This is a genomic window from Streptomyces bobili (genome assembly GCF_002154575.1).
Lineage (GTDB): Bacteria > Actinomycetota > Actinomycetes > Streptomycetales > Streptomycetaceae > Streptomyces > Streptomyces bobili.
Map to the genome: position 1 here is coordinate 1 of NZ_MUBA01000285.1, position 12,793 is coordinate 12,793.

The 12,793-nt window shown below is 70.4% G+C and carries 8 protein-coding genes; all 8 read right to left on the reverse strand.

Annotated features, from left to right (window positions below; genetic code table 11):
• Positions 1–34 precede the first annotated feature (34 nt).
• Positions 35–574: a hypothetical protein gene (locus tag BZL64_RS22850; protein WP_086771075.1), complete on the reverse strand. Its 540-nt coding sequence runs from the start codon at positions 572–574 to the stop codon at positions 35–37.
• Positions 575–637: 63 nt separating this feature from the next.
• The gene (locus BZL64_RS39100) at positions 638–2,182 is read right to left on the reverse strand and encodes a tellurite resistance TerB family protein (protein WP_107430336.1); all 1,545 of its coding nucleotides are present in this window, start codon (positions 2,180–2,182) and stop codon (positions 638–640) included.
• 425 nt (positions 2,183–2,607) lie between these two features.
• Positions 2,608–3,447: an alpha/beta fold hydrolase gene (locus BZL64_RS22860; RefSeq protein ID WP_086771070.1), complete on the reverse strand. Its 840-nt coding sequence runs from the start codon at positions 3,445–3,447 to the stop codon at positions 2,608–2,610.
• A gap of 202 nt (positions 3,448–3,649) precedes the next feature.
• Positions 3,650–5,698, reverse strand: coding sequence for an Hsp70 family protein (locus BZL64_RS22865; protein WP_086771071.1), 2,049 nt, complete (start codon positions 5,696–5,698; stop codon positions 3,650–3,652).
• Positions 5,695–6,276, reverse strand: coding sequence for a hypothetical protein (locus BZL64_RS40630; RefSeq protein ID WP_208639498.1), 582 nt, complete (start codon positions 6,274–6,276; stop codon positions 5,695–5,697). Before BZL64_RS40630 ends, BZL64_RS22865 begins: the two co-directional genes overlap by 4 nt.
• Positions 6,273–8,060: a hypothetical protein gene (locus BZL64_RS22875; RefSeq protein WP_086771072.1), complete on the reverse strand. Its 1,788-nt coding sequence runs from the start codon at positions 8,058–8,060 to the stop codon at positions 6,273–6,275. The genes BZL64_RS40630 and BZL64_RS22875 overlap by 4 nt, the downstream gene beginning before the upstream one ends.
• Positions 8,061–8,184: 124 nt before the next feature.
• Positions 8,185–12,042 carry a HelD family protein gene (locus tag BZL64_RS22880; protein WP_158101551.1) on the reverse strand — a complete coding sequence of 1,286 codons (3,858 nt, stop codon included), beginning with the start codon at positions 12,040–12,042 and terminating at the stop codon, positions 8,185–8,187.
• A 171-nt stretch (positions 12,043–12,213) separates the two neighbouring features.
• The coding region (locus BZL64_RS22885) for an Rv1352/Rv1906c domain-containing protein (RefSeq protein ID WP_244205449.1) at positions 12,214–12,793 on the reverse strand (580 nt) is incomplete at its 5' end.

Below are 12,793 nucleotides of genomic sequence, written 5' to 3' on the forward strand. Positions count from 1 at the left end.
CCCGCCGCCCGACTGCCTGCCTCCCGCCTGCCGGCTATTCGACCCCCGTCGCGTCGATGAGCCGGACCAGGTCTCTGCGCCCGAATCCGAGCAGACGGGCGCGATGAACGGCCATCAGCATGAGCTGCGCGACACTCTTCCCGGGGTGCCCGTCCGGGTCGTCTGCGAGCCATTCCTGCGGCTTCTCGACGCCCAGACTGTTCATCACCAGCCCGTACTCACGACGGATCTCCGCGACGGTCCCCGCGACCGCGTCCAGGAGCGTCCGCCCAGGACGCTCGCACTCCAGGGCGAGGCAGCCCCGGTCGACCGGTACACACCCCTGCGGCGGACTCGCCCGCAGGCCCGCGTACCGCTCGTCCGCGAAACCGGCGGTTTCGAACTCCTCGTGCACCAGCGAGAACCGGTGGAAGCCGGGCGGAACCGGAGACGGTGGCGGCGTGTACTCCCACCCCGCGTCCTCGTACAGCCGCCGCTTGACCTCTTCGGCGTCGACATGGGTCACGGTCAGACCCGACCCTTCGTTGCGACCGGTGGTCGTGCCGTCCGGGTTGCGCTGGAACGTCAGACTCATGTGTGCCCCCGTGGTGTCCGCGATCAATGCGACGAACGTGACCGAGACGGCCTCGTCGCTGGATCAAACGGGCCGCCGGTCCGGCACGTGCCCCCACAGGGCAGCCTCACCCGAACGTGTGACCAAACCCCGGCTCGGGCCTTCCTGGTTCCGAGGGCCCGAAGACGGGGCGGTCGTGCCGCCCCAGGATCCCTGGGGACGGCCCAGATCAGTCACCGTCCAGCCATCCATCCAGCCGGCCACATCACGGCGCGTGGGTCCCCGAGCGTCATCGACGCTGTGGGCGAATCCTCTTGGCGGACGCGGATGGGCAGAGCCCTCGCCGACGGGCGGATACGGGCCGACGGTCTGCCGGTTCCACGGCGTGAGGGTGGCCCAGGTCCGCCGACGGCTCGGCTTCACGGACTCGCCGACAGCGTTCATCAACTTCTGGGCGGCGCCGGCATCAGGCTTGCGGCAGTGGTAGCGAAGCTGGGAGATGACGGCCTTCTCTTGCTTGTTGACGTCACCGTCCACCGTGGCCACCTGCTCGGCCACGTCGAGGAGGCCGCTCAGGTCTCCTGTCTCCGCGTCCAGGCGTCGCCACACCTCGGCGGGGTCGACATCGACGAGCCGCGCGAACTGCTCATCGACCACCTGATGCTGTTCCCGGACCAGCCTCGCCAGGTGCCGGATCAACTGCGCCTCATCGTCGGAAATCTTGTCGTCCGCCATGATGACGAGCCACGCGACCCACAGCATCAACTGCGGGTGCTCGGTCCGCTTGCTCAGCCCTGCGGCGAGTTCGAGTACCCGCGCGTCGTTCCGGAACACGGCCCGCGCGTGCCGCCCGGCGAGCAGCGTCGTATAGCGGTTCAAGACCACCGCGAGAGGGACGCCGACCAGGGGTATGCCGATCTTGATGACGTTGCGCTGCAGGAGATGCCTCCCGACAACCGGAAGGGCCTTGCCTGCGGTGAGTACCCCTCCGGAGTAGAACTTCTTGATCAGCGGCCGCACGAAGAACGGGACCGCCTTGACCAGGCCCTCCTGAACCGCTTCCCCGCTCTTGATCGTGAAGGCGACGCGAATGAGCTTCCACAGGTCCTCGGGGTCGGACAGGTCGAGCGGGACCCGGTAGAGGACCGAGATGTCGTACGCCAGGCGGAGCTGGAGCCGGCTGGTGAACGCCACGTCGACCATCATGGTCGCGACGGCGGCCGGGACAGTAGCGGGCGAGGCACCCCCCAGGGTCCCGAGGGTGGAGATGACGGCCGCCGTGTAGGCCCCGGCAGAGAGCCCACCCTCGATCGCGGCGTACCGAGCCGCCATCTTGATCCGCTGATCGACGATGGCGTCCGGGGGTACCCCGACGTACCGGTCCTGAAAGTACTGCCAGTCGACCTTCGCGGTGTAGGAACTCAGCGCGTGGGTGAGCAGCTTGGTGAACCAGTTGCCCGACTTGATATCGTCCGAGCTCAGCCCCTTGATGAACTCCCGCATCTCGGCCCGCTCATGCTCGACACGTCTTCGGTCGGCATCCTCGCTACCGGCGTCGTCGGTGTCGGTGTCGCTATAGACATCGGCATCGACATCAGCATCAGCATCGGCAATCGGAGTTTCAGACATGGAGAGTGCCCCCCCCCGGGCGGTTCAGCGCACAGCGAGGGTGCCCGGCCCGGACAAGCCCGCTGACGTTCCCACATGGTGATTCAGCAGCCAGGACATCTGTGGATGGACGTCCCACGAGCTGGAACTCTAGCGCGCCGTCATGCGGTTGGTGCCGTCGCGTCGGCCTCCGTCGTGATCGTCATCGCTGCGGTCGGCTGCGCCCAACACCAAGCAATCCCGCGTCGGTGCGACACCGCGAACAGCACGGCCGTGTCAGCCTCCTTGACCGTCCGTACGCCCTTACGTCGCACCTCCGCCCCGTGGCATCGGCACGGCACATCGCGTGCCAAGCGCGTTCCCGACCTCGGAGACAGCAGGCCGGCAGGCGCGGCACATTCGACCACGGGCGGTCCCTCTTCTCCCACCGACCTGCGTCATCCGACTCAGCCCAGGAAGTCCGTTACCGTCGCAACGAACTGGGCCGGGTCGTCCACCCATGGGTGGTGCGAGCCCTCCGCCTGAACGACCAACTCGGCCTTCGGGAAAAGTCCGGCGAATTCGGCGATGGCACGCGGCGGCGCGGCGAGGTCCACCTCACCCGCGCACAGCAGTACAGGTACCGCCAGTTCGGCGAGCGCCGCCCTGGTCCCCGCGGGGTCGAAGGCGCCCTCCGCGGCGAAGGCGGGGACCGCTTCCTGGTTCTTCTCCGCGGCGTCGGCCGCCTGCAACGCCTGGGCCCTCTCGTCCCAACGCCCGTACCAGAAGGGGGCGACGGCCTCCCACCGCTCGGGCGTTCCCCGTCCCTGGGTGATCTCCTCCAGGGCAAGATACGCGTCGGCGAACCACGGCTCACCCTCCCGCTCACGGACGGCCGCGAGCCGGTCCTCCGGCGTGATCTCGATGCCGACGGCCATGACGCTGGGTGTGACGAGCAGCAGGCGCGCGACCCGGTCCGGGTGACGAGCGGCGTACAGCACGGCGAGGTTCGCCCCGGCGGAGTGCCCCAGCAGATCCCACCTGTCCACTCCCAGGTGGACCCGCAGTGCCTCGACGTCGTCGACGAGCCGGTCGCAGCGGTACGACGTCGGATCCTGCGGGGTCGCGGACTCCCCCGTCCCTCGCAGATCGAACCGGATCAGCCGCCGGTGAGCCGTCAACCCGCCGAGGTCTTCCAGGTAGGACGAGGCCCGCATCGGCCCGCCCGGCAGACAGACGAGCGGCGGACCGTCCCCGTCCACGTGGTAGGCGAGCAGGGTTCCGTCGGGCGCGGTGAAGGTAGGCATGGCCGGCAGCCTCCCAGCGGCAGCGCGGCGGGGCAAACGCATAGCAGCGGCCGGGAAAAGCCCCGTAAGCCGTGGCGGCACGTTTCCTCGAAAGCGCCGGTCTCGGCCTCGCAGGCGCGCGCCCGTACCCTGACGCCGTGTACGGGCGGCTACCTCACTTCCGTGGTGATCGAGGCAGAGCCGAGGTCGGCTGGTGTGGCGCTCACGCCCTCACACGGGGCGCGACGCAGGTGCGAGGCGTGAAGATCCACACCCCCTTGGTGTAGGTGGCTCCGAGGACCCGCCCGCTTTCACACAGCCAGGGATGACGGCTCTGCAACTCGGTGTAGTTGTCGTTGGTCACGACGACGGCGTCCGATTCGTGCGCGATGGCCACGACGAGGGCGTCGCCCTTGCCTTCCGTGCCTGCCGGCGGCTGGAGAATCTCTCCCTTGCTCAGCGCGGCGACCACGGCCGCCCTCTCCTCCTCGGCGACCTTGTGCCGGAAGGTGGCGTCCACGACCACGTGGATGTCCGCCCTCGGATACTTCTTGGCGAGTGCCGCGCGAGCGGCCTCGAGTTGGGCGAAGCTCGGCCGGTCGTCCTCCTCGTACACGCCGGGCCGGCTCGGTGAATGGCCGATCCAGGCGAGGTTGGAGCCGTCGACCACGAGGGTGTGCACAAGGTGCCCCGGCTCATCGCTGCCTTCCTGGGAGCGCATGTCGGCGGGAGGAGTCCCCTTCTCCCTCACGCTGCCGGGCAGGAGTGGGGAGGACACGGGGTTCGCCGTCAACAGGTCGTCGAGTTCCTTGCGTACTTCAGGAGTTGCCCCGCCGGAGCCGAAGCTCTTCACCTCCTCGTCCACGACGACCTCGCCCGTGTGCTCCAGGGTGGCCTTCACGTGCAGCAGGCCGTCGGAGTCGTACGTGTACTCGAGGTCGAACCGGGAGTCCTCCCGTGCCCGTGGCGTCGGGTAGTTCAGGGTCAGTTCGGTGAGCTGGACGTTGTCGGAGTCCGAAAGTTCCTTGTCGGGATCTCCCTCCCAGATCTCCACCGTGAGCTTGCGTTCGTGGTCGCGCTTGGGCGTGTAGCTCTTTCGTTCGCTCCACGGCAACGGAGAGTTCCGGGGGATGATCTCGCTGAACTTCCGCCGCCCGTCGTCCGTCTTGACGACAGTGCCCAACGCGTGGCTGTTGGCCACCTGGATGACGCCCGGCGTCTCCTTCGCCAGTACGGCGGCCGCGATGGAGGCGCCGCGGGCCACGGCGGTCATCGGATCGCACAGCTGGGTCGGCACGGGCTCCATCTGCAAGGCCTCGGCGACCGCGGCCCGTACGCTCGGGATCTGGCTGGTGCCGCCGATCATGAGGACGTCGTCCACGTCGAGCGGCGCCATGTGGAGATCGCGCAGGCACTCCTCGACGGGCGCGAGGGCTCGGTCGACGAGATCGGTGATCGCCTCCTCCAGTTCCGCCTGGAAGATCTCCACCTCCTTTTCGTCCGGCGTCCTGATCCGCACGGACGGCTGGGAGGAGAGGAGGATCTTGTTCCGTTCGATGTCGAGCCGGAACTGACGCTGCTGGGCGAAGGTCCACTCCCGCCGTGCCGGCGCCCGGTCCAGGACGAGCTTCCTCAGCCGTCGGTCGATCTCGAGGCCACCGAGTTCCGTGACACCGCGCGAGGCGCGCTCCTCGAAGAAGCCGTCCTCGTAGTCGAGAACCGTGACGTCGATGGTTCCCCCACCCCAGTCGAAGACCAGGATCTGCGCGTCCTCGCGCATGTCGTGCACGTACGAGATCGCCGCGGCGGTCGGCTCGTTGAGGAGTGCCTGCACGTCGATGCCCGCGAACCGGGCGGCCGCACGCGTGCGGTAGCGGGCCGCGCCGGTGGCGTTGGCGGGCACGGTGATGACGGCCCGGTCGATCTCGGTGAGGTTGTGCCGCGCGCCGTCCCTCATGGCGGTGAACACGCCGGCGGCCACGGTCGTGGCGGCGAAGCGCCGGCCCTGGACGTTCACGTACTCGTCGCTCTTGAGGAGCCGCTTGCAGGCCTCGGCCGCCTCCTCCGACCGCAGTTTCGCCTCCCACCCGAAGAGCGGGCCGCTGCGCAGCGAACTCATCCCGACCACCGACGGGAACAGGAACTCGAAGCCGGGCCTGCGCCAGTCGGCGTCAAGGTGGTGGGCGTCGAGCGGCAGTACCTCGACGTCGTCGCCCTGCCACTGCGCGACCACGGAGTTGGTGGTGCCGAAATCGATTCCGGTGGCCGTCACGGCTGGTCCTCCTTCGCGGTGGCGTCCTGCGTTCCGTTCCCGCCGTCGGCCTGCGGACCCGGACGGAACACCCGGCGCAACTGTCCCGACAGAATCAACTTCCCGGTGGCCTGGTCGACATAGGCGGGCCGTACGACCTCGAACCCCTCGCCCTCGCCCTCCACGACGACGAAGTGCTCGCGTTCGTCCGCCGCCTCGACGACACGGACGCCGAGTCCCAGTAGCGCTTTGCGCACTGACACCTGCCACTTGAGTGTGCTCATCCGGCTGCCCGACCCCCGCGCCTCAAGGTCACACTCCACAAGCCGCGCCAAGTGTTCCTCTCGTGTCCTGAACGCTTCGAGTACTCCTTGCCTGAGGGCGGCCACGATCTCACCCTGCTGGGGCCGGTTTTCCGGTGCGATGCCCTTCAGGAGCCCCTGGGTACTCTCCGTGAAGCGCTTCAGGAGGTCAGCCGGGTTCAGCAACTCCTCCGGCCGGTACATGAGCAGTTCGGGATCGACCGACCTGCCTCGCTCACCGCGTCGACGGTCCTTACGCGTGTCGACCTGCTTCTGCCAGTTCTGGGGCTTGCTCACTGTGTGGTCCTGTGCTGGTGGTCCGGGCGCCGGGGCGCGTTGACAAAGGTCGGGAGGAGTTCGGCCAGGGCGCGGCGCCGTACGATCTCCACGTCGTCGGAGTTGTGGGGCGCCGTCCGCCGTGGCAGCGGTTCGACCGGCGGCACCAGTGTGGTGGGCGGGTCGTCGGGGAGGCGGAACGCCTCCGCGTCCAGGGGCAGAACGAAGAAGTCCGACCAGTCCTCGTGCTGCTCGGCCTGCTGGATGCGGCGCATGGCCCGGTTCAGCCGGGCGGCCTCCTCACGGTCGTCGGCGAACTCTCGGCGAAGATCGCGGTACCGCTGTTTCCAGACCGGTGACCGATGGGGCAGTCCGAGTTCGAGATAGGGGTTGGACGGATGGGTCCGGTCGTTCCGTGCCCGGGTTCGGCGGCTCTCGAGCAGGTCGCGGTTGCGCCGGGCCAGTTCCGCCGCGGGGTGGCTCTCGTCGACGTTGTGGAGTGCTACGAGCGCCCCGTCCAGGTTCTCGTCGAGGAGCGCCAGGTAGGCGGACATGTTCCAGGCCTCGGCGTTGTGGCGCGGCTCCCCCTGCTCGTGCTCCACAAGGAGCTCCACCTGTGCTCGCGCTCTCTTGAGGTCGCCCGCGCAGAGGGAGTCGTAGGCGTGCCGCAGTGCCACCATGGCGTGGAAGGGGCTCCGCCGGGGGCTCACGGCGGCCTTCGGTTCCCACAGGGCCGACATGAGCCGCCACAGCCCGCGGTCGGCCAGGATGTCGGCGGGCCAGTTGCCGGTGAGTGCGCCGTCCCGGACCTGACGCAGCCTCAGCACCAGGTAGCGGGGCAGGGCGTATTCCAGCCCCTTGACGGCGCTCGTGTCCCCCTCGGCGGCACTCTGTAGCAGGCCGTACAGGTCGTCCTCGGCCTCGTCGGCGTCCTGGGCGTCCTCGCCCGAGAGGTCCGCCGTCGCGGACCTCTCCACCCTCTCGTCACCCACGTCGTCGCCCACGTCGTCGACGTCCTCACCGTCGAGGAGGCGCCGCCGCCGCAGGTACTCCTGCCACCCGATGGCTTCGGCCGTCGCCTGATCCACCTGCTCCGGGGCGAGCCGCGCCCGCAGGTAGTCCTGTTCGCGTGCGTCGGACCGCAGGTTCCAGGGTTCGTCGTCGCTCGTGATCGCTCCCGCGTCGATCAGGTCGTCCACTACTCCGACGGGCGCCCAGGGCAGAACGCGGTCGCGCACGGCGGGGGGCAGCCGGGCGACGTCGTCGTGGCGAAGGGCGTACTGCGCGGCGAAGGCACCCGACACGTCCTCCGCGAGGGCGGGAAGGAACTCCCGTGGGATCTCGGTCGGTTCGGGGTCCATGAGGTGTTCGAGCCGAGCCTGGCCCTCCGGGGTCAGCCACGGCAGTCCCGCCTCATGGACGACTGCCATGGCGGTCACGACGTCACCGGGCGCCCCGTGCTCGAGCACCGCCCGGACCGCGGACGGCAACTGCGCGACCGGGTCACCGTCGAGGCACTGGTCCAGCGTCTGCACCGCCCAGTCGGGTGCGGTTCCCGCGGCGGACCGGGCGTCGCGCAGGGCGGTCAGGAGCCGTTCCACGCGCCGTACCGCGTCGGCGCCGAAGACGCCCGCCCGGCGCCATCTGCGCAACGCGAATCCGTCCGGGCCGGCGGTCCGCGGTTCGTCGGCGTCCGACCGCGGTCGGCGTGCCCGGCGCTGCTCGCGCCATGCCTCGACCATGTCGGCGCGGGACATGGACACGTTCAGCCCGGTGACCGGATCGGGTCTCTCGTCATTCACCATGTGTGCTCACTTCACTCACCCGGACCCCGTTCCACCGAAGGTCGGACCGTTGCCCGGCCCGTTCCCGGTCCGTGCTGCCCCCTACCGCGCCTCACCGGCCCGTACCGCCGCCGTCGTGCCCGGCTCAGAGCGAACTGCCCTCGTCCAGGGCCCCGTCCGACGCCCCGCCCCGTGCGTCTTCCGGTGCGTCGTCCGCTGCCTCGGGTTTGTCGGGCCGTACGCGTGAAGCGGCGGGCCCCGCCCACCCCAGGCCGTCCCGCCAGGTCAGACCGACGCTGAACGCCCGGTGGGCAGCCTCTGCCGCCCAGGACTGCGCCGGTTGCCCGGGGAGGACGACGACCAGGTACTCGGCCGGCCCCCGGGGATGCAGGCAGGAGGCTTCCAGCAGGTGCAGTGCCGCTTCGCGGATCCGCTCGTACGTCGGGGCGTCCTCGGCGAGGACGTCGAAAAGCGTGGTTCCGTCGGGGCCGTACGTCCATGCGTCCGCGTAAGGGCTGTCACCCACTTCGTCGAAGCCTTCGTAGAGGTCGGCCAGCAGTCGGTGGCGCAGGCTCTCGTGGGCGCGGTGGGACCGGTCCCTCCGCTCGCGTGCGGCGACCGTGCCGGCCAGGCCGGGTTCGGCCGCCGGCTCCGTGCCGCCGCCCGTGGCCTCGCCGTCGATGCTGGTCGTCGACATGTGGTCGTCCCTTCCGTGTGGGGCGTCGCCGCCGGGTACCGGCTCACCCTCGTGTGCGTGCGCCCCGGCCTGCCGCGCGGCGAAGCCCCGGTAGATCTCCGTTCCGGCGCTGCGGACCGTGGCCAGTACCCGGCCGTCGGAGCGCAGCCACCACTGGCCGTGCTCCCCTTCCACGACCGGGCGGTCGCCCACCCACTCGATGCGGCCCGTCTCCAGGTCCGACGCGAGGTCCTCCCGCAGCCGCCGGACGAATTCCTCGTCGGGCAGTTGCGAGCACTGGGCGAGACGCTCGAAGGTGATGCAGGCTCCCGCCGTGACGTACAGGTCCGGGATGCTCAGTTCGCGCACCGCCGTGTCGTCGGCCAGGCGGGGGCCGGTTTCGGCCTCCGGAGCGGTGAGTGCGGATCGCCTCGCTCCACGGGCCTGGTGGCCGACCCGGGAGGGCACCCCTGCGGCCACCTGCGCGTAGCTGCGTTCGGGATGACCGGTCAGGTACGCCGTCACGGCACGCGCCTCGTCGTCCAGCACGAGCCGGTAGCCCTCCAGGTCCAGGAGCCAGCCGCCGGCGGTGCGCAGGTGCCGGCCCTCGGCCAGGAACGGGGCCAGCATGGCGTGGAGTTCGACGGCCGCTTCGCCGAGGCTGCCCCGGTGCCGGACGACGAAGGCTCCGCAGGCGGCCGAGGTGATGCGGATCTCCGGGACGCGTTCCGGCGTGAGTTCCAGGCGGGTCTCGGTCACCTCGTCCTTGGGCACCCCGAGGTAGCCGCTCCTGAGGGGGTACGGCGGCTCGGCGGTCCGGAAGCCCGCGCAGCCGGGTCCGCGGCACCAGCCGTCCGGGCGGCGCGTCTCGTTCTCGCACCGGACGCCGTCCGCCCGGTAGCGGGTGCACAGACCGGACACGCCGTGGGGGCTCTTCCTCCGGCCGACCTGGGCCATGAACTGTCGGGGCGTGGGCACCGGGTTGGCCGGTCCGCCGATCCACCGCGGCAGGGGCCTGTGGTGCACCACCGTCAGGGACTGGGTGCACCGGGTGAGCGCCACGTACAGGCGACGTGGTCCGGCCACGTCGTCCGCGGCGATCGCCGCGGGCTCGACCACGACGACGTGGTCGAACTCGAGGCCCTTGACCTCCTCGGCGGTGAGCACCGAGACCAGTCCGGTATCGGGGATCGCCTCGGCCACGGTCTCCTTCCAGCGGGCACCCTGGGGGACGATCACGGCGGTCGTACGGCCGATGCCGGCACCGTCCGGTCCCGAGGCGAGGCCGACGGCGAGTCCGGCGGCTCTCGGTGCCGGCCCGTCGCCCTGGGCCACGGTCACGGAGGTGCCCGTCCGCCGCACGGAGTCGGGCACGCCGACTCCCGGCGCGCAGTGTGTGCCGAGGGGGCGCACGTAGTCCATGACTTCGCCGGGCACGCGGAAGCCGGTCAGCAGTTCCGCGACCCGCCAACCGTCCCGGCCGGTGAGCGTGGTGCCGAGTTCCTCCCAGTCCTGGTAGGGGAAGGGCCCGGTCGCCTGCGCGAGGTCTCCCAGGACGGTCATGGACCCGGTGGGACAACGGCGGGCCAGGGCCCGCGCCTGCATGGGGGTGAGGTCCTGTGCCTCGTCGACGACGACGTGTCGGTAGATCCGCTCGGGCCGTCCGGCCAGCAGGAAGTCCAGCTCGTCGAGGCAGACCAGGTCCTCCAGGCTCGGCTCGGCCGCGAACCGGGCGGGTGCGGCTTGCGCGGACGCCTCCTGGTGGGCGACGAGGACCGCCTGTTCCTCCGGGGTGAGGACGCCGTCGGCTGCGGCGGCCAGTACGGGGGCGCGGGAGAGCAGGCGGCGCAGGACGTCGCGTGCCGACAGTTCGGGGGCGATGCGCCGCATGAGGCGGCTGACGGGCCGGAGTTGGCGCACGAGGGCGAAGTAGTCGGTGTCGGCGGGTCCCGGCAGCAACTCGACGTAGGCCTGGGTGAGGTGCTGCACGACCTGCTGGAAGCAGCCCTCCCTGCGGACCTGGTAGGGGCTGTCCCCGGAGAGCGCGGCGGCCGCGATGGCGGCGAGTTCGGCGACGGGCACCTCGACCTCCCGACGGCGGAGCTCGAAGCTGAACACCGGTCCGCCGACGACTGCTTCGAGCCGATCGGCCTCGACGGTGGTGAGGTTGTCGACGGCGCGTCGCAGGACATGACTCATCCGCGCGTCGGACTTGATGACGGCGACGGGGTGTGGATCGCGGCCGGCGGCGCCGCCTGACCACAACGCGGGCAGGTCGAGCATGGTCACGCCGCTGCTGCCCAGTTCGACGAGGGCGTTCGCCGCGTACTCCAGGAAGCCGCGGCTGGGCCCGATCACCAGGATGTCGTCGGCGGCCGTGTGCCGGTTGTCCAGGAGCCAGGTCACCCGGTGCAGGCCCACGGCCGTCTTGCCGGTGCCGGGCCCGCCCTGGACGATCAGCACCCCGCCGGGCCGCTCGGTCACCAGCCGGAGCTGGTCGCGCTGGATCGTCTCGACGATGTCGTGCAGGGCACCGTCGCGCGCCCGGTCGAGCTCGTCGAGGAGCGGGTCGGTCCACTCGGCCTCGCTGAGTGGACCGCCGTCGGGATCACTGGCCCCGTCGGACCCGCGACGCGCGTCGGGCTCCCTCGGAACGTCGGATTCGTTCGACACTCCGGGTTCCGTCGACACGTCAGGACTGTCCGACACGTCAGGATCGTCCGACACGTCAGGGTCGGTGGACACGTCAGAATCGGTCGCCCCGTCGGAATCGGTCGACGCTTCGAGGTCGGTCGACGCTTCGGAGTCGGTGGACACGTCGGGGTCGGTCGACGCTTCCGGATCGTGCGGTCGGCGGGGCTCCTGGAGGCTGCGGATACGTCGTCCGCTCCCGCCGCCGGTGTCACCGCCACGGCCGCGCGGGTCGAAGTCCCTGCCATGCAGGTCGAAGTAGCGCTTCACCGCGCGCTCGTGGCAGACGATCTGCCGCAGCAGGCGCACATCCCCCGGTTCCTGCTCACTCGTCAGCCGCCACTGGACCGCGGCCGGGGCGCTCCAGGAGATGACCGCGGGGTTGTGCTCCGCGTCGAACACCGCTCGTCGGCCGATGTAGAAGGTCTCGGTGCCGGCTCCTTCGTCCACGTCGGCGCGCAGGAACACCAGGGAGTTCCGGCCGAGGTCGAGGTTGCTCAGCTCTCGCTGCCAGGCACGATTGACGTCGATCGCGTCCTTGCCGCTGGCGGAGGCCGCCACCTTTTTGAGTTCGGCGGCCTCACGTCTCGTGCGTTCGAGGCAGTGGTAGGCGTGGTCGACTGCTCGCTGCTCCACGGCAAGGACATCCGCCCGACGCGCGCGCTTCGCCATGCTGTCCGTTCTGCCCTTCTCCTGCGGTCGTACTGTGCCGTTTCCGGAAAAGACCACGGGCGTCGGCTCATTCTTGGACTTCGTCGACGGCCCCGTGGTTGCTGTGACGCTCGTCACTTCGCGCAACGCGGCGAGTCAGCCGACCCTCTTCCATTCCTGGCACCGGTTGGTCTTGAAGTACTCCCCCTTGTTGAGGGTCACGCGCCCCGGCCCTTGCAGGTTGTTGTTGGCGATGATCGAGCCGAACTCGCCGCTGGCGTCCTCGGCCCGCTCCCAGTAGCAGCCGAACCCGCCCTCCGGTCCGGCCGTCTTGTACGTACCGGCCTTGATGTCGTCGCCGACGAGGTATTCGCCTTCACCGGAGAAGGTCGTGGCGGGGCCGGGAGCCTTGGTCTTTTTGGGCGTCGCGGTGACCGTTTCGGTAACCGTCTCGGTGACAGCGGGGCCGGGTTCGGCCTCCGCCGCAGCGGTCTCGGTGACGGTCACCGCGGGCGCCGGCGCGCCCTTCGCGTCGGCGGTGGCGCCCTCCGAGCCGCTGGAACCGATGCCGACTCCGACGAAGAGGGAGACGAAGGCGACGACGCCGTAGCGGAGCCAGGGCTTGCGTCTGTCCGGCGACTTCGGTGCGCCGGGCGGGAGCGGTGGGGCACCCAAAGGGGCCTGCGGAAACACGGGGGGTGCCGGCGGCCGGGGGCCGCCGCCCTGGGGTCCGTCG

Bases quoted from the DNA above. Each gene is read 5' to 3' on its own strand.
- BZL64_RS22850 (WP_086771075.1), bottom strand. From the start codon at position 574: ATGAGTCTGACGTTCCAGCGCAACCCGGACGGCACGACCACCGGTCGC.
- BZL64_RS39100 (WP_107430336.1), bottom strand. From the start codon at position 2,182: ATGTCTGAAACTCCGATTGCCGATGCTGATGCTGATGTCGATGCCGAT.
- BZL64_RS22860 (WP_086771070.1), bottom strand. From the start codon at position 3,447: ATGCCTACCTTCACCGCGCCCGACGGAACCCTGCTCGCCTACCACGTG.
- BZL64_RS22875 (WP_086771072.1), bottom strand. From the start codon at position 8,060: ATGGTGAATGACGAGAGACCCGATCCGGTCACCGGGCTGAACGTGTCC.